This is a genomic window from Dactylosporangium sp. CA-233914, assembly GCF_050942935.1.
In the GTDB taxonomy this organism is placed as follows: domain Bacteria; phylum Actinomycetota; class Actinomycetes; order Mycobacteriales; family Micromonosporaceae; genus Dactylosporangium.
Map to the genome: position 1 here is coordinate 10,151,969 of NZ_CP192030.1, position 23,600 is coordinate 10,175,568.

Below are 23,600 nucleotides of genomic sequence, written 5' to 3' on the forward strand. Positions count from 1 at the left end.
GTCCAGTTTTGCGAACGCATGACACTCTTCCGGTTACCCGGCCGAATGTCGTAAGCTATCGGCAGGACGTCCGCAGCGGCTCGTTTCCGATCCGCTTCCTTCGTCCGTTTTCCCTGCCGACTGTCTACTTTACCCGCTCCGCGCCCGGCGTCCAAATCATGGCCGTCGTGCGCTTTCTGGGCATGATCACTAACCGGTCACCCGGCTTCGTGATCGTTTGGGATCGACAGGCCGACCGCCGCGGCGCGACTTGCGCTCCGCTATCTCGTCCGTTTCCCTGCCGGTCATCTACATTACCCGGGGTTCCGATCTCCACCAAATCGATCACTCTCTTTGGTGGCCCCCGGCCGAGACCGGGTTGAGCTCGGGCGCGCCGGGCGCCGTAGCGAGGACAAAAGCTACGCGGCGCCCGGCGCGGGAGTCAAATCGAGCCTCACGCGCCGGCGAGCTCGACGCCCGCGAACGTGCGCTTTCCCTTCCGCAGCACCAGAAGACCGCCCGCGAGGGCCCGCTCGGCCGGCACGACCTCCTCGGCGTCGGACACCCGCTCGTTGTTCACGTACGCGCCGCCCTCCGCCACCGTCCGGCGCGCCTCATTGCGGCTCGACACCAGCCCGGCCGCGATGAACAGGTCGGCGACGGTCGAGCCCGCGGACGCCTGGACCAGGCCGGCCTCGCTGAGCGCCGCCCGCAGCGTCGACCCCGACAGTTCGCCCAGTGAACCCCGGCCGAACAGCGCCTGGCTGGCGGCGATCACCTGGGCGGTCTCCTCGGGCCCGTGTACGAGCTTCGACATCTCCTCCGCGAGGCGCCGCTGCCCGATCCGCGCCGCGGGCCGCTCGGCGGTCTCCTTCTCGATCGCCTCGATCTCCTCGCGTTCGAGGAACGTGAGCTTGCGCAGCAGCCCACCGACCAACGCGTCCTCGAGGTTCACGAAGTACTGGTACAGCGCGTACGGACTCGTCATCTCCGCGTCCATCCACAGGCTTCCGCCGCCGGTGGACTTGCCGAGTTTCTCCCCGGCGGAGTTCACCAGCAGCGGCGTCGCCAGGAGGTGTACGGACACCCCCTCCACGCGATGGATCAGGTCGGTGCCGGCCGTCAGGTTGCCCCACTGGTCGCTGCCGCCGGTCTGCAGCTTGCAGTCGTACCTGCGGTACAACTCCAGGAAGTCCATCCCCTGAAGGATCTGGTAACTGAACTCGGTGTAGCTGATCCCGGCATCGGAGTTGAGCCGCGCGCTCACCGCGTCCTTGGTGAGCATCTTGTTGACCCGGAAGTGTTTGCCGATCTCACGCAGAAAGTCGATCGCCGACATCGACGCGGTCCAGTCGTAGTTGTTGACCATCCGGGCCGCGTTGCTGCCGGTGAAGTCCAGGAACGGCTCGATCTGCCCGCGCAGCTTGTCGACCCACTCCGCGACCTGGTCGCGCGAGTGCAGCTGCCGCTCCGAGGAGGGGCGCGGGTCGCCGATCAGTCCGGTCGCGCCGCCGACGAGGGCGAGCGGCCGGTGGCCGGCCAGCTGCAGGCGGCGCACCGTGAGGACCTGGAACAGGTGGCCGATGTGCAGGCTCGGCGCCGTGGGGTCGAAGCCGCAGTAGTAGGTGATCGGCCCCTTCGCCATCTCCTTGCGGAGCTCGTCGAGGTCGGTCGAGAGCGCGATCAGGCCGCGCCACTGCAGATCTTCGAGCACATCGGTCATGGCCGCGATTGTCCCACTCGCCCTCGCCGACCTCCCACCGCATTACGTCCGAGCAGGTGGTGAGGTTTTGTCGTACCCGGCGGCTAGGGTTGGGGCATGGCAGTTGTGAAGATCAACGCGATCGAAGTCCCCGAGGGCGCTGGCCCCGAACTGGAGCGTCGCTTCGGTGCACGGCAGGGCGCGGTGGAGGGCCAGCCGGGCTTCCTGGGCTTCGAGCTGCTACGCCCGGTCGCCGGCGAGACGCGTTACTTCGTCTACACGAAGTGGGAGTCCGAGGAGCACTTCCAGGCCTGGGCGAAGGGCCCCGCCCGCCAGGCCCACGCCGGTGAGCACGGCCGCCCGGTGGCCTCCGGCGCGAGCCTGCTGGAGTTCGAGGTCGTCCAGCAAGCGGACCCGCGAGCCTGACGATGGCGCGCTTCGTCCTCTTCCCCGGCCGTCATCACCTGCTGACCCGCTTCCAGGCGGTCTATCTGCGCGGTCTGGTCAAGGACGAAGAAGCACAAGAGCAAAGCCCCGAATTTCGTACTACGTGTGCGTCGTCGAATCCCGGCGCCACGATCGTCTGGGCCGTCACCAGCGCCAACCATCAGAACACCAAGCGCAACCCGGTGGCGTATGACCGCCGCGAGGCCGCCATCGAGCGCTTCAGCGTCCAGGAGGGCCTGCGCTCCCTGGTGGTCCCGGTCTTCGACACGGCGCACACCGACCGCTTCGCCGAGGTGACCCTGAAGAGCGTCGAGTCGGTCCTGGGCCACCGCCTCACCCCGCAGGACACCGTCGTGGCCTGCTCGACCCCCGAGGTCGCCGCGCTCTACTCGGCCCTGGGCTTCGAGATAGCCCCCGTCGAGGCCGACCCCGCCCACAGCCGCAGCCTCCGCGCCGCGGCGCCGACGAGCGAGGCCCGAGACAGCGGGCCGACCGACGCCACCCACTCCTCCCTCGCCGCCGCTCCCGCAGCCGCCACACCGACGACGGCGCCCAGCCGCGCCCCGGCCGCCTTCGATTCGCCCCAGGCCGGCCCAGCCGCCCCCATTCCCCCGGCTAACCTCCCACCGGCCGCTCCCGTCCCAGCAGCTGACCCCCCACCGGCCGCTTCCGTTCCCGCAGCTGGCCAGCCGCCAGCCGCCCCTATGCCCGTCGCTGACTTCCCGCTGGCCGATCCAGTTCCCGCAGCGGACCCCGACCCCCTGCCACCGGCCATCGGGCCGAGTGCGGGTTCCGCATCGGCCGGCGCGGCGACCGCGGGCCCGGGCCACGACACCGAGCCGGCCGCGGCCCTCTCGCCGGCCACCACACCGAGCGCCGGTTCCGGACGCCAAGCCCATGCTGCCGCCGACCGCTCGCCGGGTGCGGGTGCGGGTGCGGCGCCGGAGCGGCCGTGGGACGTGCTGCTGCGGCTGGCAGCCGGCGACCCGGCCTGGCGGGAGCTGGCGCACCCGGCGACGCTGGATGTGTACGACCGCTATCGCCTCGACGAGCAGGTCACGCTCGTGGTCAACGACCCGGTGGTCGGCGAGGAGGGCGGCCTGACCACAACCCGCGACTACCGCACCTACGCGGAGGCGTTCGAGGCGAGCGCCCAGCGCAAGTGGGACCTCGTCAAGCGCCACGTCCGGCCCGGCCGGATCGTCGACGTCGGCTGCGGCGCCGGCGCCGTGCTCGGCCTCGCCGACCGCGAGCCCGCGCTGCGCGAGAGCGACCTGATCGGCGTCGAGGTCGCCCGCCACCTCTACGAGGAGTGCGTGCACCGCAAGGCCCAGGGCTGGTTCGCCAACCCCAATGTGTACTTCTACTGCCGCAACGTCCTCGGCGGCGCTGTCTTCCCGACCCGCTCGATCGACACCACGCTGACGTTCGCCCTCACCCACGAGATCTGGTCCTACGGCGACGGCATGGCCTCGCTGCGCGCCTTCGCCCAGGCCATCTACGACCACACCGTCCCCGGCGGCGTCTGGATCAACTCCGACGTGTGCGGCCCGGACAATCGTGCCTGCCAGGTCCGCCTCACGCTGCAGGGCACCCCGCTCCAGTCGCCCACCGGCCCGGCGCTCAACACCCCGCCACTCGCCGGCTCATCCCCGGACGCCACACCCGAGACCGGCACGACTCCGAGCGGCACAGTTCCAAGCCGCGCACCTCGAAGCGCCGCAGCTTCGAGCGGCACAGCCCAGAACGGCTCAGCACCAAATGACAGAGCTTCAAGCGGCGCAGCTCCCAGCGGCACGAATCGGAGCGGCGCGACGCTAAACGGCACAGCACCGAGCGTCACAGCTTCGAGCGGCACAGCACCAGGCGATACGGCCCCCAGCGGCCCAACTTCAAGCGGCACAGCTCCCAGCGATACAACGCCAAGCGGCAAAGCTCCCAGCAGTGCGACGTCAAGCGGCAAAGCTCCCAGCGGAGCGGCGTCAAGCGGCGCGGTTCCGGGCGAAACAATGTCTATTGGAACCATGCTCGGCGGAACCGCTCCGAGCGGCACCGTCCCGAACTGCGCCGCCTCTGGCGCCACGGCACTGGGCGGCTCTCTGGCGCCGTCGCTGGACGGGCTGTCGCGGGACGAGATCGCGGCGCTCGTCGAGGGCCTGTCCACTCGCGCCCGGCTCGACCGGTTCGCGGCCGACTTCCACTTTCCGCTGCCGTACAAGGATCTCGAGGACTCAGCCGACCCCGGCGCCGTCGAGATCGCCCTTGGCGATGCCATGGAGTTTCTCACGCACAAGGACTACCCGGACAACTGGCTCTCGGAGGCCCACGAGCAGTTCTGCGGCCTGGAGTTCGCCGACTGGAAGGCCCTGCTGACCGACATCGGCTTCGAGGTGGACGGCGCCTCCCACTCCTGGCGCAACGACTGGATCGTCGACAACCGCATCCGCCCCTACGCCCAACTCTCCACAGTGGACGGCACCCCGCTCGACTGGCCCGACACCCACGTCCTGCTGGTCGCCCGTCGCCCGCTCAACACCTGACGGGCCCGGCGCCTGTTCCATCCATCCGCCGAACCGGGCCAGGCCCGGTTTCCGTCCGCACATCCGACAGATCCGGAGCCGATCGTGAAGGCGTTGCAGTATTCCGAGTATGGGCCGTCCAGCGTTCTGCGCATCGTGGAGCTGCCCGAGCCGCAGCCGGGCGCGGGGCGGATCCGCATCGCGGTTCGGGCCGTGGGCGTCAACCCGTTCGACTGGAAGGTACGCAGCGGGGCGTTCGGCGACACGACGCCCAGCCGGCTGCCGATGGTGCCGCACTCGGACGCGGCCGGGGTCGTGGACGCGATCGGTGAGGGCGTCGAGGGGGTCGCGATCGGCGACGAGGTGTTCGGGGTTGCCGTGGGCGGGTCGGCCGCCGAGCACGCCGTGCTGCACGAATGGACGGCGAAGCCGGCCGCCATGTCGATGGCCGAGGCCGCCGGCCTGCCCAATGTCGTGGAGACCGCCGGCCGCGCGTTCGGCCTGCTCGGTCTCGAAAAGGGCCAGACCCTGCTCGTCAACGGCGCCTCCGGGGGCGTCGGCATCGCCGCCGTCCAGCTCGCGGTCGCCCGGGGCGCCGCGGTGATCGGCACGGCCAGCGAGCGCAACCACGACTTCCTGCGCGGCCTGGGCGTCACCCCGGTCACCTACGGCGCTGGCCTCGCCGACCGCGTCCGTGCTCTGGCCCCGTCCGGCATCGACGTGGCCCTGGACACCGCGGGCCGCGGCGCTGTCGCCGAGCTCGTCACCCTGACCCCGACCCCGGCCGACGTGGTGAGCATCACCGACTTCGACGCCCCGAAGCACGGCGCCCGTGTCACGGACGGCTCGCAGGGCCGCGCCTGGGCAACCATGCGCGAGGTCGCCGCCCTCTACTCGGAGGGCCGCTTCGCCATGCCGGTCGAACGCGCGTTCCCGCTGGAGGAGGCCGCCGCGGCACACGACCTGAGCGAGTCCGGCCACGTGCGCGGCAAGATCGTCCTGGCCCTCTGACCTGCGAGCAAGGGGCTGCGAGCAAGGGGCTGCGAGCAAGGGGCTGCGAGCAAGGGGCTGCGAGCAAGGGGCTGCGAGCAAGGGGCTGCGAGCAAGGGTCAGGGGTTGGCTACGACCGGGGTCGGGGTGGCGCGTTTGCAGACGCGGTTGTCGCCCGATGAGCGGCCCAGCAGGTGGCGCCCCGCCCACGGCAGCAGGTGGCGGCGGAACCATGCCAGCTCGGCCGCGATCGTCCGGTGGCGGGGGCGGCGCACCGGGGGCGGTAGCTCGGCGCCCCAGGAGTCGTCGAAGCCGGGGAGGCCCAGGGCGTACGCGAGGGCGGCGCCGATGCGTTCGTGGCCGGCGCTGTTGGCGTGCAGGCGGTCGTCGCTCCAGAGGCGGGGGTCGGAGGCCACCGGATACGCGCCGAGGTCGAGCAGGGTGGCGCCGCTGTCCGCGGTGACCTTGCGGATCGCGTCGTTCAGGGCGAGGACCCGGCCACGCAGCGGGCGCACGATCGGCATCACCGGCGCCGGGTCAGGGAGGGTGAAGGTGAGCACCGTGGCGCCGGCGGAGACCAGGGCGCCCTGCATCGCGAAGATGTCGGCGGCCACGGCGGAGACGTCGAACCGGCCCCGCAGGATGTCGTTCATGCCCGCGACGACCGTGGCCAGGTCGGGCTCCAGGGCCAGGGCGGGCTGCAGTTGCTCCGCGCGGATGCGGGCGGTGGTGCGGCCGCGGATGGCGAGGTTCGCGTACTCGAGGACGGCGACGTCGGCGGGCCGAGGGCCGGACTGGGCTCGGGCCACGTGTTCGGCGAAGCGGTCGGCCCAGCCCCGGTAGCCGCCGGCGCCGTCCGGGTCGTCCATGCCCTCGGTGGTGCTGTCTCCGATGGCGACGTAGCGGCGATACGTCCGGGCGGCCGGGGCCGGGCCGGTGGTGGTGGTCCGGGACAGGTCGGCGCTCATGGTGTGCGCAGCGCGTAGGCGGCGCGGGCCGACTCGAGCACCGGCAGGTGCCGCTCGGCCCAGGCTCGGCAGGCGTCCATCGCCGGGAAAAGGGTCCGGCCGATGGCGTGCTCGACGCGGGGCGGAATCTCGCCGTACGCCGTCCGCGTGATCATCCCGTCGCGCAGGCAGGTCAGGACCGTGCCCGTCCACTTGTCGCCGATCTGGAACGGGGTCACCGAGGACGGGCAGGCCGGGTCGAACGGGTCCGGCGGCAGCGGCTCGCGCATCGCCCCACCGTACTGCGCCGGCGTCCGCCGCATCACCGACACGTTCGCCGCCACCCGGCGCGACACGCCGACGTCCGCCGGTATCACCCACCACGGTCGCCGCGGGTGTCCGCGCACACCTGACGGTCCACACGGGGGACTCGCCGGCCCCGTCCCGGGCCATGAGCGCAGTAGTCGCCGACGAGCTCCCCGCGGCCAGTCGATGATCTCGTCGCGGCCGGCGCCGGTGAGCCGGTAGACGGTGCGCTCGAGGCGGCGACCTTCCCGGGTCGCCGCCCCCGCCTCGACGAAGCCGTGCTTGGTGAGGTTGGCGACCACGGTATGGAGCGAACCCCACTGGATCGGGTGCATCGGGCGCTCGTACAGCGTCGCCAGAACGTGCAGCCCCAAGCAGATTGCCGCGGGGATCGTGGAGCGTCAGGTCGCGGCGGCGAAGGCCTCGAACCGCTCGGCCACGCCGGCCAGGTCGTCCTGCTCGGACTCCGAGCGCTCCTCCCCCACCGTGGTCGAGACCCGCCAGCGCCGCTGCGTGGGTACGAACGCGACCCGGATCGAGGCGCCGTCCTCGCGCCACAGCTCGGCGGTGGTGTTGTCCCCGTCGAGCCGGCGGATGAAGTCGCGGATGTCGTCGCCGGTCGGGTGGTGCGAGAGTGAACCGTCCTCGGTGGTCATCCGCGGCACCGGCACCCGCAGCAGCCGGCGCGGCTGCCACAGTGCCGCGGGCTGATGGCGACCGGGCCGCTGGAAGCACAGCAGTTCGCACTCGTCGGCCAGCTTGTGGATGAAGTGCAGGGTCTCGGCGGGCGCGTCGCGGTGCAGCACCAGCAGCACGTGGGTGCCCTCGCCGACGACCGGCTCGACCCACAGTGCGGAATCGACGCCCGCCCGTACCTCGCGATCGAACCGCTCCACGCCGGGATCGACGACCGCCCATTCACTGTCGCCGCGCCGCAGCGCCTCGTATCGGTCGACACCCTGGTCAACCGTGATCGGCCGGGCCTCGTACCAGGCACCGACCTCGATCAACTCCGCCATGGAAGACCACCGTACGGAACCGGAAGAAACCGGCGCAACCCAGCCTCGTACCGTGCCTCGTCCATCACCCGTGCACCGTTTCACCCTCGGTGATCGCGCTCCTGCGCTATGTTGCGTGCCGCCACCGCCTCGACCAACCCGGCGGCCTGGTGCGTGGTGACCGTCAGCGGCCCGCCCGTATCGCCTGGTAGATCCAGGACCACGGCGGTCAGCGGCCGCAGCGCGACCCGCCCGTGGTCGGTCAAGCGCCCGGCCGGCACGGCCCGGACCCCGGCGATGTCACTCCACAGCACCGTCACGCAGGGGTGACGCGGGGCGGCCGGCCAGCGCGGGCGAAGCGTCAGCCCGTCGTCGCCGGCCGTGATACTTACCGGCATACCCCCGCCGAACAGCAGCGCGAAACCGGCGCCGAACTCCCAGATGAGCGCGGCCCGGTGCAGCGGCACCCGGGCCGACCACCGCTGCGCCCCGGCCTCGCCGCGACGCCATCGCACCCCCTCAAGGCTACGTGGGCAGGACCGCCGGGGCCTGACAGGATGGGGGCCATGCCGACCGTGCGTCCCGTCCGCCTGCTCCTGGCGTTCGTGACCGCCGCCCTGGTCCTGACCGGCTGCGGCGGCAAGGAGGGCCCGGCGGCGACGCCGCAGTTCGCCTCGACGGCTTCGCCGTCGGCCACCTCCCCGGCCGCGTCGGACTCGCCCAGCGCGGTCCCGTCACCCGCCGCGGCGGCGACCTCGGCGGCGGCCGTACCCGTGCCCGCCGGCGTCACCGCCGGCATCGTGATCTACGACCGCGAGGCCCGCTCCTACGTGCTGCAGCAGAAGCCGTCCTGGCGCTTCCGGTCGGCGTCGCTGGTCAAGCTGCTCATCGCGCTGGACTACTTCTGGAACAAGGGCCCGTCGTACTCGGTGCCGGCGGCCGAGCAGCCGAAGCTCCAGGTGATGCTGCGCAGCAGCGACGACGCGGCCGCGACCGGGTTTTGGAAGGCCGACGGCCAGCGCCAGATCGTCAGCCGGATGGTGCAGCGCCTCGGGCTCACCGACACCGCGCCGCCGCCGGCGAGCCAGCCGGGCTACTGGGGATACACCGCCGTCAGCGCTGGCGACCTGGTCCGCATCTACCAGTACATCCTCGACAAGGCGCCGCAGCCGGTGCGCGAGTTCATCATGGGCAACCTGCACGCGACCACGAAGTGCGGCACCGACCACTACGACCAGTCGTTCGGCATCCCCAGCGTGTTCCAGCAGCCCCGCGCCGCCAAGCAGGGCTGGTCCGGCTTCGGCGACAACCCGGCGACCCCGTGCGTCGCCGGCGCCGACCTTCCCGCGGCCCAGCACCTGGCGTTCGTGCCCGCCGCGGAGCCCAACAGCCCGGACATGACGGGTGAGGTCCTGCACACCACCGGGACCGTCGGGGAGGACGACCGGTTCATCGTCGCCGTCCTCTCGGTACACCCGGACGGCTCGCGGTTCGCCACGGCCGCGGCCAACCTCACCAACATCACCAGGGCGCTGCCGCTGCCGGCCTCAACCAGGCTCTAAGCCTCGATCCGTGGATCGGCGCTTGCGTGGGTGTTTGGATGAGATCGTTTCCTGCCCGTCGGGTTGGTTGCGGGTGGGGTGTTGCGTGGTGGTGCGTGCGGCAGGGGGTGGTCTGTCTCAGGTGGCGAAGACGGCGTTCCAGAGGGTGAGCCAGGCTGCGGCGCGGGGCCAGTGTGCGGGTAGGTGCAGTGTGGGGCGGTGTTGGGGGCGGGCGAGCCGGGCTGGGATGGTGATCAGGTGGGTGCGTAGGGTGGCGCCTCGGGCTTTGGTGTAGCGGGTGGTGCCGGTGAGCGTGCTGGCGGCGCGGAGCAGGTTGTGGCAGATCGCGGCGAGGATGGTCCAGGCGGCGTTGGCGGGGAAGGAGCCGGAGGGTTGGTGGGCCCAGGGGCCGTCGATGAGGTCGGACCAGACGGTTTCGCAGATGGCGTGCTGGCGGTGGGTGAGGTCGGCGTCGGTGACCGGTGTGGTGGTGTTGGTGAAGAACGGGTGGTAGCGCCAGACCGGGAACAGCGGGTCCTGGGTGTTGGCGTCGAGCACGCGGCGCACGACGAGCCGGCCGGTGGTTTCGTGGCGGGTGCCGGTGAACGCGGTGTACGGGACTTCGGCGACCTGGGCGTCGGAGATCAGCTGCCCGGTGTCCGGGTCGATGACCGCGCCGGGGTAGCGCACGGGTGTGTACTGCTCATCGGGAATGGTGGCGATGGCGGCGTCAACGGCGGGGTTGCGGGTGATCGTGAACGAGAACTGTGCTCCCGCTTTGACGACCGCGGTGACGTTCTTGCCGGAGCAGTATGCGGAGTCGCCGCGGACCAGGATGTTCGCCGGGTCCGCGCCGGCTGATACGGCGGTGTTGAGGGCTTCGGTGACCATGCTCGCCGCGCCCCTGCCGGAGCCGGCGCGTCCGGCTCGTAGCCGGACCGCGGCCAGGACCGGCGCCGCGTTCGGGGTGCTGATGGTGACGGCGAGCGGGGACAGGCCCCGGCGCAGCACGGTTTTGCCCGCGATCTTCGTGTGGCCGAACGACGCACCGTGCTTGGCGTGGCCGTAGACCGGGCGCAGCAGCGAGTCGATGTCGATGAACACGCGTTCGTCGATGCCGGCCAGCAGCGGGGTGCGCGCGGCGAGGGCGAGCAGGTGCCGGCGCAGGACCGCTGACAGTTGCCGGGTGTGGCCGTGGGTGAACTCCCGCAGCAGAATCCCCAGCGTCGCAGCGGCGTAGACGCCGCTGAACAGCTTGCCCGTCCCACCGGCGCGGATGACGTCGAGGTCGTCGATGCTGTCCGCGCCGGCGGCCATCCCAGCGACGATCGAGGTCAGCTTCGGTGTCGCGTTGGCCGCCCCGGACTTGACCCGCTCGTCGACGAACCGCACGTGCTCGTCCAGCAGCTGTGACAGTCCCGTCTGCTCGGCCAGTTCCAGCAGCGGCACCAGGCCCGCGTGCGACACGAGGTTGCCCTCATCGAACACCGCGCTGTCACCGCGCCAGGCATGAGATGCTTGCACCGAGAGTGTCCTTCCACGCTGGTCCGGTCAGGGTCCTAGACAAACCCGATCATCCCAGCTGGCAGGGCACTCTCGTCACATCTCCACACCGGTTCTGGTCACGGCGGAGCAATCCGGTCCACGGATCGAGGCTAAGCCCGGAGCACGTCCGGCAGGCCGAAGTGCGGGAACAGCCTCGCGTCGAACGTGGTGAACTCGGCGACCCGGCCGCCCTCCATACGGATCACGTCGAGCTTGAACGCGCGGAACTCGGTGCCGCCGGGCTCGCGCAGGTAGCTCGCGGCCGCCGGGAGCCGGTTGGCGCTGGTCGGCACCAGCCGCCATACGCCCATCACCGGCGCGTCGAACGCCCGGTGCAGCAGCGGCAGGAACTCCGCCAGGCCGTCGTACCGCATCGGCAGCGGCGGCATGGTCACCCGCACGTCCTCGCGCAGCAGCGCGACCGCGGCGCCGACGTCGGCGCGCTCGTGCGCGGCGATGAGCCGCTCCAGCAGTTCCCGCTCCGGCCCGGTCGGGGCGGCGGGCATCGAGTCGCGCTCCGGCGCCGACTTCAGCGTCGCGCGGGCGCGCTGCAGGGCGCTGTTCGCCGCCGCTACGGTCAGCTCCAGCGCCTGCGCCGTCTCCGCCGCCGACCAGTCCAGCACGTCGCGCAGCAGCAGCACCGCGCGCTGGCGGGCCGGCAGCAGCTGGATCGCCGTGAGGTAGGCCAGTTCGATCGTCTCCCGGGCGACGACGACCGCGTCGGGCTGCTCGTCGGGCGGGGCGATCTCGTCGAGGAGCCGGTCGGGGTAGGGCTGCAGCCAGGACACCTCGGCGCCGGCCGACGGGGGCCGGCGCTTCGCGTGCCGGATCGCGTCGAGGCAGGCGTTGGTGGCGATGCGATACAGCCAGGCGCGCACGTTGGTGCCGGGCTCGAAGTCGTCGCGGTGGCGCCAGGCGCGCAGGAACGTCTCCTGCACGGCGTCGTCGGCGTCGGTGAACGAGGCCAGCATCCGGTAGCAGTGCACGTGCAGCTCCCGCCGGTGCCGATCGAACAGCTCGCGGAAGTCCACGGCACAACGCTACCGGCTCGTGTAGAGATGGGCCGGACGGCTCCGACCATCAGTGACGCCTACTTGGAAGGGACATTCCGCGATGAAGTACCTGCTGCTGATCCACATGAACCCCGACGTGTGGTCGACGCTGACCCAGGCCGACATCGACGAGGTGATGACCGGGCACGAGCGGTTCATCAAGACCATCACCGAGTCCGGGGAGATGATCCGCACCGACGCGCTCGGCCGGCCGGAGGAGAGCGCGGTCGTACGGGTGCGGGCCGGGGCGCAGACGGTGACCGACGGGCCGTACGTCGAGGCCAAGGAGTTCCTCGCCGGCTTCTACCTGGTCGAGTGCGCCTCGAAGGAGCGCGCCTGCGAGCTCGCCGCGATGATCCCGGACGCGAAATGGAACGCGATCGAGGTGCGGCCGATCGAGTACACACAGGAAGCCTGACGCTGCGTGACGCGATGATGGCCGGTCCGTCACCACACGGATCGGCCATCATGATTTTGTCGGGGGTACTCCGTAGAATCACCGCCATGCAGACCAGCACAGCCGTCGGGTCCGATGCGCTCGACGTGTTACGCAGGGTGTTCGGCTACGACGAGTTCCGCGGCAGCCAGCGGGACATCATCGAGCACGTGATCGGCGGCGGCGACGCGCTCGTGCTCATGCCCACCGGCGGCGGCAAATCGCTGTGCTACCAGATCCCGGCGATCGTGCGCCCCGGCACCGCGGTGGTGATCTCGCCGCTCATCGCCCTCATGCAGAACCAGGTCGACACCCTGCGCGAGCTGGGCGTCAAGGCCGGCTTCATCAACTCCACGCTCGACTACGACCTGCGCCGCACGATCGAGGCCCAGTTCGCCGGCGGCGAGCTGGACCTGCTCTACCTCGCCCCCGAGGCGCTGGCCTCCCCCGGCACCATGCGGCTGCTGGAGCGCGGCCGGATCGCCCTGTTCGCCATCGACGAGGCGCACTGCGTGTCGCAGTGGGGCCACGACTTCCGCCCCGACTACCTCAACCTGTCGATGCTGCACGAGCGCTGGCCCGACGTGCCGCGCATCGCGCTGACGGCGACCGCGACGACCGCGACCCACGCCGAGATCGGGACCCGGCTCGGCCTCACCGAGGCCCGCCACTTCGTGTCGAGCTTCGACCGGCCCAACATTCAATACCGCATCGTCGCCAAGCAGGACCCGCGCCGCCAGCTGCTGGAGTTCCTGCGCGGCGAGCACCGCGGCGAGGCCGGGATCGTCTACTGCCTGTCCCGCAATTCGGTCGAGAAGATCGCCGAGTTCCTCAAGGACAACGGCGTCGCCGCCCTGCCCTACCACGCCGGCCTCGACGCCCGGACCCGCACCGAGCACCAGGACCGCTTCCTGCGCGAGGACGGCCTGGTCATGGTCGCCACGATCGCCTTCGGCATGGGCATCGACAAACCCGACGTCCGCTTCGTCGCCCATTTCGACCTGCCCAAGTCGATCGAGGGCTACTACCAGGAGACGGGCCGGGCCGGCCGCGACGGCGAGCCGTCGGTCGCCTGGCTCGCCTATGGCCTGCAGGACGTCGTCCAGCAGCGCAAGATGATCGACACCTCCGAGGGCGACCTGGCCCATCGCCGCAACCTCTCCCAGCACCTCGACGCGATGCTCGCCCTGTGCGAGACGGTCGAGTGCCGCCGCCGGCAGCTGCTGGCATATTTTGGCCAGAAGCTGGACGAGCCCTGCGACAACTGCGACACGTGCCTGGCCCCGCCGCAGTCCTGGGACGGCACGATCGCCGCCCAGAAACTCCTGTCGACCGTCTACCGCCTGGAGCGCGAGCGCAACCAGAAGTTCGGCGCCGGCCAGTGCATCGACATCCTGCTCGGCAAGAAGACCGACAAGGTCGTGCAGTGGCACCACGACGAGCTGTCGGTCTTCGGCGTCGGCGCCGACCTGCGCGAGCAGGAGTGGCGCGCCGTGATCCGCCAGCTGCTGGCCCAGCGGCTGCTGTCGGTCGAGGGCGACTACGGCACCCTGGTGCTGACCGACGCCAGTGCCGAGGTGCTGGGCCGCCGCCGCCAGGTCATGCTCCGCCGCGAGCCCGAGCGCACGATCTCGGCGGCCAAGGTGGCGAAGACCGCGCGGGCCCGCGAGGCGGCGGCGGACATGCCGGCGGCCGCGGCGCCGGTCTTCGAGCACCTGCGCGCGTGGCGGGCGGCGACGGCGAAGGAGCAGTCGGTCCCGGCCTACGTCATCTTCCACGACGCGACGCTGCGCCAGATCGCCGCGGATCGCCCCCGGACACTGGCCGAGCTGTCGCACATCAGCGGGGTCGGCGAAAACAAGCTGGCCAAGTTCGGCCAGCAGATCCTGGACGCGCTGGCCGAGCTCGACGAATGACAGCAGACGGCGGTGAGGGGGCGGTCGTCCACCGCTCCGTTGCGATGTCCGACGAGGGCCCGCTGCTCGTCGACGGCAGCCGCACGCTGTTCGCCGTCGGCCCGGACTGGGTCGAGGGCCGCGAGTTCCCCTGGCCGTCCTCGCCTCATGCCGGGCGATCAGGGCAGCGGACCGTCGGGGCCTCGTGCCAGGCAACCAGGGCAACGACCCGTCCGGGCCTCGTGCCAGGCAGCCAGGGCAACGACCCGTCCGGGTCCATGCCGCTGCCCTCATCCGGTGGACGCCTCGGTGAATCCTCCGCGGGCGGCACCGGGGACCGCCACCGGAATCGAGCCCTCGACGAAGATGCCGTGCCAGAGGCAGAAGGTCAGCAGGATCCACAGCTTGCGGGCGTGGTCGGCCTCGCCATTCGCGTGGGCCTTCAGCAGCTCGTGGCCGTACTCCAGGTCCAGCAGCGTCTTGGCGCCGGACGTCGACAGGATGTGGTGGGCCCACTCGGTCAGGTCGCCGCGCAGCCAGGCGCGTGCCGGGGTCGGGAAGCCCAGTTTCGGCCGGTCGGTGATGAAGTCGGGGACGATGCCCGCCATGGCGCGGCGCAGGGCGTACTTCGTGGTGCGGGTGCGGGGCGGGACCTTCAGGTGGGCCGGGACGCGGGACAGGACCTCGAAGACCGCGCGGTCCAGGAACGGCACGCGCAGCTCCAGGGAGTGGGCCATCGACATGCGGTCGGCCTTGGTCAGGATGTCGCCGGGCAGCCAGGTGTTGACGTCGATGTGCTGCATCGTCGCCACCGGGTCCAGCTCGGCCGCGGCCGCCTCGGCGTAGAGGGCGGCGGTGACGTGCGCGTGGCCGACCGCCGGGGCGCCCCGCAGGAGCCGCGCCTTGTCGAGGTCGGACAGGACGCGGGCGTTGCCGAAGTACCGCTGCCGCATCGGGGTCGTCGCCCGCTGCAGGTAGCTCTTGCCGCGCAGGCCCTCCGGCATCGCGCGGGCCACGGCGCGCAGGGCGCGCTGCAGCGGGGCGCCGAGGCGGGCGACCGGGGCGAGGGAGCGCGGCTCGCGGTAGATCGTGTAGCCACCGGCCAGCTCGTCGGCGCCCTCGCCCGACAGGACCACCGTCACGTGCTGGGCGGCGGTGCGGGCCAGGAAGTACAGCGGCACGATCGACGGGTCGGCGACCGGGTCGCCCAGGTGCCACACGATGCGCGGCAGCGCCTCCATCACGTCCTCGGGGCGCACGATCGACGGGGTCAGCTCGACGCCCAGGTGGGCGGCGGAGCGCTGGGCGATCTCCAGCTCCGAGCCGGCGCCCGGCGCACCCTCGAAGCCGGCGGTGAAGACCCGCAGGCTCGGGTGGTGCTCGGCGGCCAGGGCCACGACCGCGGTCGAGTCGATGCCGCTGGACAGGAACGCGCCGACCGGGACGTCCGCGCGCATGTGGGCGCCGACGCTGTCGCGCAGGGCGGCGCGCAGCTCCTCCACGACCGCCGTCTCCTGCGCCGCCGGGTCGGGGCGGAAGGCCGGGCGGGCGTAGCGGCGGATCATCGGGGCACGGCCGAGCTCCTTCACCAGCAGGGCGCCGGGCGGCAGGCGGGCGACGTCGCGGTGGAGGGTGTACGGCTCGGGGACGTACTGCATCGTGAGGTACAGCGACAGCGCCGTGGGGTCGAGCTCCGGCCCGGCGCAGTCCAGCAGCGGCGCCTTCTCGCTGCACAGCCACACGCCGTCGCGGGTCACCACGTAGTACAGCGGCTTGATGCCGAACGGGTCGCGCGCCGCGTAGATCGTCTCCGTCACCTCGTCCCACAGCGCGAACGCGAACATGCCGCGCAGCCGGTCCAGCGCGGCCTCGCCCCAGTGGTGGAACGCGGCGGCGAGCACCTCGGAGTCGCCGCCGGTGGCGAACACGGCGTTGTGCTCGCGGACCAGCTCGGTGCGCAGGGCCTCGAAGTTGTAGATCTCGCCGTTGAACACCAGGGTCCAGCGGCCCGCGTCGGGGCCGGTCGGCGGATACCGCAGCGGCTGGCGGCTGCCCTGCCGGTCGATGATCGCGAGGCGGGCGAAGCCGGCGGCGGTGCCCGGGCCGATCCGCGCAAGGACGGTGTCGTCAGGGCCGCGGTGCTCGATGAGGGCGAGCCGGCGCTCCATGGCGCCGAGGACGTCCGCGGAGATGATGTCGTTGCCGGTGTACATCAAGAAGCCGCACATGACCTCCAGCCAACAAGCCTCGGGGCGGGGCGCGGTTCGGTTACCGGGCGGCCATCCCGGCGTTCGCCCGTGCCGGAGACCGGGGTGATCCCGGGGCACCGGAGGTTAGCCGCAGGCGGGTCGGGTAGCGGGGCGCCCGCCAGCCTTCCGCCCGTGCCTGGGAGTACACATGCCCCGAGTCCGCAAGATTCTGCGCCTGCTGTTGTGCGGGGTGCTCGGCGGGCTGGTGCTCGCCGCCGCCGCGCTGCCGCTGGCGATCGCCGGCGGCGGGGCGGCCAAGGCCGGCGGCGACATGTGGACGAGCCTGCCGACGCAGCTGGCGACGCCGCTGCCGGCCCAGACGTCGTACGTGTACGCCAACGACGGCAAGACCCTCATCACCACGTTCTACGACGAGAACCGCCACGACGTCCCGCTCGACCAGGTGGCCAACGTGCTGCGGCAGGCCGTCGTCGCCGCCGAGGACACGCGTTTCTACCATCATCACGGCGTCGACACACGCGGGGTGCTGCGCGCGTTCGTGTCCAACAGCCGCGGCCGGGCGCAGCAGGGCGCATCGACGCTGACCATGCAGTACGTGCGCAACGTCATGAAGAACGACCCCGACCTGACGCCGCAGCAGCACCTCGACGCGCTGGCCGACACCCCCGACCGCAAGCTGCGGGAGATGCGCTACGCGCGGGCGATCGAGAAGCAGCTCACCAAGCAGCAGATCCTGGAGCGGTACCTCAACATCGCCTACTTCGGCGCGGGCGCGTACGGCATCGCGTCGGCGGCGCAGACGTACTTCGGCAAGGCCCCGGCCGACCTCACGCTGCCCGAGGCGGCGCTGCTGGCCGGGCTGCTGCAGTCGCCGGACGTCGACAACCCGATCACCGGCGACCGCGCGACGGCGCTGCAGCGGCGCGCGTACACCCTCGACGCCATGGCGAAGATGCACGTCATCACCGCCGAGGCGGCGACCGCGGCCCAGCACGAGGAGCTGCGGCTGACGCAAACCCGGCTGCCCAACGACTGCGCGTCGGTCGCACCGGAGCACAACGACTGGGGCTTCTTCTGCGACTACTTCCGCCAGTGGTGGAACAGCCGCCCGGAGTTCGGCACCACGCCGACCGAGCGCGACGAGCGGCTGCGCACCGGCGGGTACACCATCGTCACCTCGCTCGACCCCGGCGTGCAGGCGGCGGCCCTGTCGCAGTCGCTGGGGGTGTACGGCTACGACCGCGCCCGCTCGCTGCCGATCGCCGTCGTCACGCCGGGCACCGGCCGGGTCCAGGCGCTCGCCGTCAACCGCCACTTCAGCCTGGAGGCCAACCCGCCGGAGCACCCGCAGTACCCCAACACCGTCAACCAGCTCGTCGCGGGCGGCGCCGACGTCGCCGGCTACCAGGCCGGCTCGACGTTCAAGATGTTCACGATGCTCGCCGCCCTCGACTCCGGCCGGCCCCTCAACACGTCGTTCAACGCGCCGGCCCGGCTCCCGACCATCTGGCCGGGCAGCGCCGGCGCCAGCTGCGGCGGGCGATGGTGCCCCGCCAACGACACCCCGAGCTGGATGGACGGCGTGCGCACGATGTGGACCGGGTTCGGCCGGTCCGTGAACACGTACTTCGTGTGGCTGGAGGAGCAGGTCGGCCTCCGGCGGGTGATCGACATGGCGCAGCAGCTCGGCATCAAGTTCCGCGACGAGCACGACGCGGGGCTGGCGACGAAGGACGAGTGGGGCTCGTTCACCCTCGGCACCTCCTCGACCACGCCGCTGGACCTCGCCAACGCCTACGCGGCCGTGGCCGCCGGCGGCCTGTACTGCGAGCCGCTGCCCGTGCTGTCCGTCACCGGCCCCGACGGCCGCCCGGTGAACGCCGCCAACCCCCAGTGCCGGCAGGTGGTCGACCCGGACGTGGCGGCCGCCGCGACCGACGCCGCCCGCTGCCCCGTCGGGCGCGGCTCGGCCTACGGCAAGTGCGACGGCGGCACCGCGGAGGCGGTGTCGGGCATCCTCGGCGGGCGGCCGGTCGCGGGCAAGACGGGCAGCTCGGAGAACAACGCGACGGAGACGTTCGTCGGGTTCACCCCGCAGGTGGCCGCCGCCGGGATCGCGGCCAACGCCGACAACCCCAACGACTATGTCGGCGGCGGCGTGTCCTCCTCGGTCAACCAGGCGGTCGCGCAGACGATGGTCGCGGCCCTGCGCGGTCAATCCGCGCAGGGCTTCCCGGCCCCGAGCCGGGCGCGCGCGCTCGGCTCGACGTAACTACGGTTACGCGGCGTACCCGCGCTGTGCGATCCAGTCCGCCATCTTCTTCGTGCTCAGCGTGTACGAGCCGACACCCATCGCGTCGGCCGGGTCCGCGATCTTCACGGTGTCGCCGTTGTCGCGATACCCGACGATCGTGAGGTAGTGCCCGCCCGAGTACGAGTGCGAGTGCCCGGAGTCGTCCACAGTGGACCCGGCGATGTTCGCCACGACGGCGTATCCCTGGGTGATCGCGTGCAGGACGGCCTGCTTGAGCGCGGCGACGTCGGCGTCGGTCGCGGTCTGACCGGCGATGAAGTGCGCCGAGTAGAAGCTGGTGCCGGTGATCTGGTTGAGCGCCCGCGCCGTGTCCTGCGACGAGTTCGTGCCGTTGACGGTCGTGCCGAGGCTCTGCGCGACCTGTGACTGCGAGGGGGTGAGCCCGCGCGCGGTGAGCGCGATGCGGGTCGCCGCGGGGCCGCAGAAGTAGTAGTTCTCCTGCCACGCGAACTGGTACGTCAGGTCCTTCTCCGCCGGCGTCGCCGGGCTCGCGCTCGGGGCCGCCTGGCTCTGGGTCTGGGTCGCCTTCGCCCCCGGCGTGGCCTGGGCCTGCTTGCCCTGCGTGACCTGGCCCGGGGCCTGCCGGTTGCCCTGCGCGGCCTGATCCTGGCGTTTGACGGGGCCCGAGGACTCGCTGACCAGGCCGGTCGCCTCCGCGGCGACCGTCTGCGCGTTGACCGGCGGCGGGGACTCCTGCAGCGCGGCGATGCCGATCCCGGCGGCGGCCGCGACGGCGGCCGAGGCCAGGGCGACGCGCACGCGCCGCTGCCCAGGAGCGCCCATGCGGCGCAGGTGGCGGGATCTGTAGAGGTACATGGGCGTACCTCGCCTCCTTCCGAAGCCGCCTACCGGGTTAGCTGACGGGTTCGGACGGGAAGTTCGTCCTACCGCGGGGCCTAGGTTCGGCCCCGCGGATTCACCCCGGCGGTACTTGGGTCCCCGGCTCGTACGCACGCACGACTCAGCGGTACCGCCGCGGCGTCATCCCTTTGGACGACCACGGTCCGGGCGGCTTCGACGAAGCTAAACGTGCCGGTCAGGGCCTGTTTCACCCCCTGGGTGAAACGGCCAGCGGGCGGCTCGCCCAGCCCTCAGCCGCCGGGAAGCACCCCGCCTGGACGTCGCCGTTCGCCTCGCCGTTCGCACGCTCTCCGTGATGACCCGGGCACGGTGCGCGGTCGCCGCCACCGGCTCGGCGAGGCGTGCGCATCCCGGACGGGGGCCGCCGACCCCGCCCGCATTTCGGACGAATTTCGGCAATTGGTGCGAATCCCAGATGCGAGCCGCCGGGCGGCGCACATTCCGGACGAAAGCCGCCAACTCGCACGTGTCCGAGGTGAGAGCCGCCGGGCCGCCCGCCCGCAGGGCGCCGGAGGGCCTATTCTCATGCCCAAAATCACCCGTGTTTAACCCCGGCCCTACTGTCGCCGGATGCCGAACAGCGGACCTCGTCATTCGCGGGCGCACCAGTTCCGCCAGCGCGCCCTCCCACGCTCCATCCAGCGCGCCCTCTCACGCACAGTCCCGCTCAGCCTCCAGCGCAACCTGCCGGGCGTCCTGAGGCCGCCGCTGATCCGGGATGGCATCGGCGGAGCCGCCGCGCCGCCGCTGCTGCGCGGCGCCGCGCTGGTGACGGCCTTCGCGCTGGCCACCTTCGGCGTCTCCGCGTCGCTGAGCACCGGCGCGCGGCCCGCCGGGGTCGTGGCCGCCGAGGCCGCAGCCACGGCCACGGCCGAGCCCGGCGCCGGCCGGTCCGCACCCGGGGCGGCTTCCCGCGGCCGGGAACGCGCGCAGAGCGCCCCAACCCCGGCGGCGACGACGGCGGTGCCGGCGCCGGCGGCCGCACGGCGGGCCGATCCAGTCGGCGGGTTGTCCCGGGCCGAGATGAACAACGCGATCGCGATCGTCGACGTGGCCGTGCGGGAGCGGCTGCCCAAGCGCGCCGCCGTCGTCGCGCTCGCCACCGCACTGCAGGAGAGCCACCTGCGGAACCTGGCGAACGCGAACCTGCCGGACTCGCTGAACCACCCCAACGAGGGGGTCGGGTACGACTACGATTCGGTCGGGCTGTTCCAGCAGCGGCCGAACTGGGGATCCGTCAAGCAGCTCATGGACCCGCACGAGTCCGCGCGCCGGTTCTACGCGGCGCTGCTGAGCATCCCCGGCTGGGGCGACTACGCGGTGACCGTCGCGGCGCAGATGGTGCAGCGCTCGGCGTTCCCGTACGCGTATGCCAAGTGGGAGGGCCTCGCCAACCAGATCGCCGACGCCACGATGTAAGGGCTCCTACGCGGGTTCACCCAAGAGTCGCCACGGCCTCGCCCGGCCGCGGCCGACGATGCCCGTATGCGCACATTACGAACATCGGTCGCGCTGCTCGCGCTCGCGGGCGCGCTGTCGGCGTGTCACGACTCCCCGCGCACCGGCGCCCGGACGACCGCACCGCCGCCGAAACCGGCGGCGGTGCAGATCACCCCGGCGGCGGGCGACAAGACGGTCCCCATCAGCGCCGAGATCGGTACCACCGTGACCGACGGCAACGTCACCGCCATCTCGCTCGCCGAATCGGGCGGGCAGCCGGTCGCGGGAGCCCTGCGACCGGACGGCTCGTCGTGGGTCCCGGCGGCGGCGCTCAAGTACAACACCGCCTACACCGCCAAGGTGACCGCCGTCGGCGCCGACAAGAAACCCGTCACCCGTGAGACGACCTTCACCACGGTCGCGAAGCCGGCCGGGCAATCCGTCAACTCGGACCTGATGCTCGCCGACGGCGGGACCTACGGCGTCGGCATGCCCATCGTCGTCGAGTTCGGCTCCGACGTGCCGGAGGCGTCGAGGGCGGGCGTCGTGAAGCGGCTGTTCGTCACCAGCGATCCGCCGCAGCCCGGCGCGTGGCACTGGTTCGGCGGCAAGCAGGTGATGTACCGGCCCGAGCACTACTGGCAGCCCGGCACGAAGATCACCGCTCGCAAGGCCCTCAACGGCGTGTCCATCGGCGACGGGCACGCGGACGAGGACCTCACCGCGACCGTCACCATCGGCCGCAAGCTCACGATCGACATCGACAACGCCACGAAACAGCTGCAGGTGCACTCGGGCGACGAACTCGTCCGCACGATGCCGGTCAGCCTCGGCAAGTCCTCGACCCCGTCGTCGAGCGGCACGACGGTCATCATGTCCCGCGAGCCGACGGCGTTGTTCAAAACGCCGGAGTACACGACCACGGTGCAGTACGCGATGCGACTCACCTGGGGCGGCCAGTACATCCACGCCGCTCCCTGGTCGGTGGGTGACCAGGGCGTGCGCAACGTCTCGCACGGCTGCACCAACGTCTCCACCGACAACGCGCGATGGCTCTACGAGAACGTCCTGGTCGGCGACCCGGTCACCACCCGCAACACCGAGGTCGGCCTGGACCCGGGCGACGGGTGGACGGCCTGGAACATGTCCTGGCCCGACTACCAGAAGGAGGCATGAGCAGTGGAGGTCATCCGAACTCCCAGCACGAGCCGCCCGGCGCCGCAGCAGCGCTACTCGGGCGTGGCGTGGATCGGCCGCGACGTGACGGCCATGGAGCCGTCCCACATGGCCACGTTCCACGCGCAGTTCAATCCCGCTGCCCGCACGGCCTGGCACCGCTGCCCGTACGGCCGCGTCCTGCACGTCCTGCACGGCATCGGCCGGGTCCAGCGCCGCGGCGGCCCAGTGCACGAGGTCCGCGCGGGCGACACCATCGTCGTCGCGGCCGGCGAGTGGCACTGGCACGGCGCGGGCCCGACGACCTTCGTGGCGATGGTCTCGACCCAGGAGACCGACCCGGACGGCCCCGAGACGGAGTGGGGCGACCAGGTCACCGACAGCGAGTACGCCCGCCCACCGCAGTCCGCCGCCATCCGCTTCCCCGACGAGGACCGCGTCCCGTCCCGCGAAGCCTGCTGGTGACGCGCTCGAATCCGCTTGTGCCGGGCGTTTCGCGCCCGGCACCGGCGGATTTCGCGGAGCGGCCGGTCACGCCCGGCGCAGGCGCGGCACGTGCCGGCGGTACGTGCTGACGGTCGGGTCGCCGGTGAGCCAGAACCGCCACGGCATGTCGTGCGCGCTCGCGACACCGACGCGCGGGCCTGCCGAGATCGCTTCGTCCGGCACCGGTTCGGCTGGTGGTCGCAGCATCAGTGGCCCGGTGCCATCGATCATCGAAGTGCCGTACGCGTCGCGGCCGACTCCCAGTGAGATGACCAGGAGCGCCGGTCCCCGAGCGAGTTCGCGCGCCGCGACGTCGCCGCGCCGGCTGCGGGCCAGATCGACCCCCTCGACCACTTCGCCGGCGCGCAGCAGCACGGCGGCGGCCTCCCCCTCGGGCGCGCACACGATGTTCAGACACCAGTGGACTCCGAACACGAAGTAGGTGTAGGCGTGCCCTGGCGGCCCGAACATGATCCTGGACCGTGGCGTCGGGCCGCGATGGGCGTGCGACGCCGGGTCCTCGCCGGTTCCGGCGTATGCCTCGACCTCGGTCAGGCGGATCGTGACCCCGTTTCCCGTGACGCGCCAGCCAAGCAGGGATCGGGCAGTGTTCGGGATGTCGGCGGCCGGCGCGTTGAGCCACGGATACGTCACCGGACCAGGAAACGCCACAAGCCCCCTTTCCCGCCAGCCGGAGTTGCCGCGGCGGGTCGCTGATCGATAGACGGCGAGCTCTGCGGTAGGGCGATCTCCGGC

20 protein-coding genes and 1 riboswitch are annotated in these 23,600 nt (G+C 71.8%); of the genes, 10 read left to right on the forward strand and 10 right to left on the reverse strand.

Annotated features, from left to right (window positions below; genetic code table 11):
* Positions 1-433: 433 nt before the first annotated feature.
* Positions 434-1,702: a tyrosine--tRNA ligase gene (tyrS, locus tag ACQPY0_RS44900; RefSeq protein WP_432975229.1), complete on the reverse strand. Its 1,269-nt coding sequence runs from the start codon at positions 1,700-1,702 to the stop codon at positions 434-436.
* Between the two features lie 96 nt (positions 1,703-1,798).
* Here tyrS and ACQPY0_RS44905 point away from each other — a divergent pair, with 96 nt between their 5' ends.
* The 3 genes from ACQPY0_RS44905 (at position 1,799) to ACQPY0_RS44915 (ending at position 5,658) form a co-directional block, all read left to right on the forward strand.
* Positions 1,799-2,107 carry an antibiotic biosynthesis monooxygenase family protein gene (locus ACQPY0_RS44905; RefSeq protein WP_432975232.1) on the forward strand — a complete coding sequence of 103 codons (309 nt, stop codon included), beginning with the start codon at positions 1,799-1,801 and terminating at the stop codon, positions 2,105-2,107.
* Between the two features lie 2 nt (positions 2,108-2,109).
* Positions 2,110-4,668 carry a hypothetical protein gene (locus ACQPY0_RS44910; RefSeq protein WP_432975235.1) on the forward strand — a complete coding sequence of 853 codons (2,559 nt, stop codon included), beginning with the start codon at positions 2,110-2,112 and terminating at the stop codon, positions 4,666-4,668.
* An 84-nt stretch (positions 4,669-4,752) separates the two neighbouring features.
* Positions 4,753-5,658, forward strand: coding sequence for an NADP-dependent oxidoreductase (locus tag ACQPY0_RS44915; protein ID WP_432975238.1), 906 nt, complete (start codon positions 4,753-4,755; stop codon positions 5,656-5,658).
* A 98-nt stretch (positions 5,659-5,756) separates the two neighbouring features.
* On the opposite strand, the gene ACQPY0_RS44920 is transcribed toward ACQPY0_RS44915, so the two are convergent.
* The 4 genes from ACQPY0_RS44920 to ACQPY0_RS44935 all read right to left on the reverse strand — a co-directional run bounded on the left by ACQPY0_RS44920 (position 5,757) and on the right by ACQPY0_RS44935 (position 8,403).
* The gene (locus tag ACQPY0_RS44920; RefSeq protein WP_432975241.1) at positions 5,757-6,605 is read right to left on the reverse strand and encodes an SGNH/GDSL hydrolase family protein; all 849 of its coding nucleotides are present in this window, start codon (positions 6,603-6,605) and stop codon (positions 5,757-5,759) included.
* Complete coding sequence (locus ACQPY0_RS44925; protein WP_432975244.1) at positions 6,602-7,264, reverse strand: hypothetical protein; 663 nt, start codon at positions 7,262-7,264, stop codon at positions 6,602-6,604. The genes ACQPY0_RS44920 and ACQPY0_RS44925 overlap by 4 nt, the downstream gene beginning before the upstream one ends.
* A gap of 27 nt (positions 7,265-7,291) precedes the next feature.
* Positions 7,292-7,909, reverse strand: coding sequence for a hypothetical protein (locus ACQPY0_RS44930; protein ID WP_432975247.1), 618 nt, complete (start codon positions 7,907-7,909; stop codon positions 7,292-7,294).
* Positions 7,910-7,989: 80 nt separating this feature from the next.
* Entirely contained in the window at positions 7,990-8,403 is a 414-nt protein-coding gene (locus ACQPY0_RS44935; RefSeq protein ID WP_432975250.1) for a hypothetical protein, read from the reverse strand.
* A gap of 51 nt (positions 8,404-8,454) precedes the next feature.
* Between ACQPY0_RS44935 and ACQPY0_RS44940 the strand changes: the two genes are divergently transcribed.
* A complete protein-coding gene (locus tag ACQPY0_RS44940; protein ID WP_432975253.1) occupies positions 8,455-9,450 on the forward strand; it encodes a hypothetical protein in 996 nt (331 codons plus the stop codon).
* 117 nt (positions 9,451-9,567) lie between these two features.
* On the opposite strand, the gene ACQPY0_RS44945 is transcribed toward ACQPY0_RS44940, so the two are convergent.
* Entirely contained in the window at positions 9,568-10,953 is a 1,386-nt protein-coding gene (locus tag ACQPY0_RS44945) for an IS1380 family transposase (RefSeq protein WP_432972463.1), read from the reverse strand.
* Between the two features lie 131 nt (positions 10,954-11,084).
* Positions 11,085-11,945, reverse strand: coding sequence for an RNA polymerase subunit sigma-70 (locus tag ACQPY0_RS44950; protein WP_432995620.1), 861 nt, complete (start codon positions 11,943-11,945; stop codon positions 11,085-11,087).
* 142 nt (positions 11,946-12,087) lie between these two features.
* Here ACQPY0_RS44950 and ACQPY0_RS44955 point away from each other — a divergent pair, with 142 nt between their 5' ends.
* Together ACQPY0_RS44955 and recQ are read left to right on the forward strand one after the other, a co-directional pair.
* On the forward strand, positions 12,088-12,444 hold the full coding sequence (locus ACQPY0_RS44955) for a YciI family protein (RefSeq protein ID WP_432975256.1): 357 nt from the start codon (positions 12,088-12,090) through the stop codon (positions 12,442-12,444).
* A gap of 86 nt (positions 12,445-12,530) precedes the next feature.
* Positions 12,531-14,378, forward strand: a complete 1,848-nt coding sequence (gene recQ / locus ACQPY0_RS44960) for a DNA helicase RecQ (RefSeq protein ID WP_432975259.1) — start codon at positions 12,531-12,533, stop codon at positions 14,376-14,378.
* A gap of 269 nt (positions 14,379-14,647) precedes the next feature.
* On the opposite strand, the gene asnB is transcribed toward recQ, so the two are convergent.
* Positions 14,648-16,585: an asparagine synthase (glutamine-hydrolyzing) gene (asnB, locus tag ACQPY0_RS44965; RefSeq protein WP_432975262.1), complete on the reverse strand. Its 1,938-nt coding sequence runs from the start codon at positions 16,583-16,585 to the stop codon at positions 14,648-14,650.
* Positions 16,586-16,754: 169 nt separating this feature from the next.
* Here asnB and ACQPY0_RS44970 point away from each other — a divergent pair, with 169 nt between their 5' ends.
* Positions 16,755-18,839, forward strand: a complete 2,085-nt coding sequence (locus ACQPY0_RS44970; RefSeq protein ID WP_432975265.1) for a transglycosylase domain-containing protein — start codon at positions 16,755-16,757, stop codon at positions 18,837-18,839.
* A gap of 6 nt (positions 18,840-18,845) precedes the next feature.
* On the opposite strand, the gene ACQPY0_RS44975 is transcribed toward ACQPY0_RS44970, so the two are convergent.
* Positions 18,846-19,697: a C39 family peptidase gene (locus ACQPY0_RS44975; protein WP_432975268.1), complete on the reverse strand. Its 852-nt coding sequence runs from the start codon at positions 19,695-19,697 to the stop codon at positions 18,846-18,848.
* Between the two features lie 11 nt (positions 19,698-19,708).
* Positions 19,709-19,858: riboswitch (cyclic di-AMP (ydaO/yuaA leader) on the reverse strand.
* 454 nt (positions 19,859-20,312) lie between these two features.
* On the opposite strand from ACQPY0_RS44975, the gene ACQPY0_RS44980 reads away from it, so the two are divergent.
* The 3 genes from ACQPY0_RS44980 (at position 20,313) to ACQPY0_RS44990 (ending at position 22,823) form a co-directional block, all read left to right on the forward strand.
* On the forward strand, positions 20,313-21,161 hold the full coding sequence (locus ACQPY0_RS44980) for a hypothetical protein (protein ID WP_432975271.1): 849 nt from the start codon (positions 20,313-20,315) through the stop codon (positions 21,159-21,161).
* 66 nt (positions 21,162-21,227) lie between these two features.
* Entirely contained in the window at positions 21,228-22,358 is a 1,131-nt protein-coding gene (locus ACQPY0_RS44985) for an Ig-like domain-containing protein (protein WP_432975274.1), read from the forward strand.
* A gap of 3 nt (positions 22,359-22,361) precedes the next feature.
* Positions 22,362-22,823 carry a cupin domain-containing protein gene (locus tag ACQPY0_RS44990; protein ID WP_432975277.1) on the forward strand — a complete coding sequence of 154 codons (462 nt, stop codon included), beginning with the start codon at positions 22,362-22,364 and terminating at the stop codon, positions 22,821-22,823.
* 66 nt (positions 22,824-22,889) lie between these two features.
* Here ACQPY0_RS44990 and ACQPY0_RS44995 read toward each other — a convergent pair whose 3' ends face one another.
* The gene (locus tag ACQPY0_RS44995; RefSeq protein WP_432975280.1) at positions 22,890-23,498 is read right to left on the reverse strand and encodes a DNA-3-methyladenine glycosylase; all 609 of its coding nucleotides are present in this window, start codon (positions 23,496-23,498) and stop codon (positions 22,890-22,892) included.
* Positions 23,499-23,600: the final 102 nt, after the last annotated feature.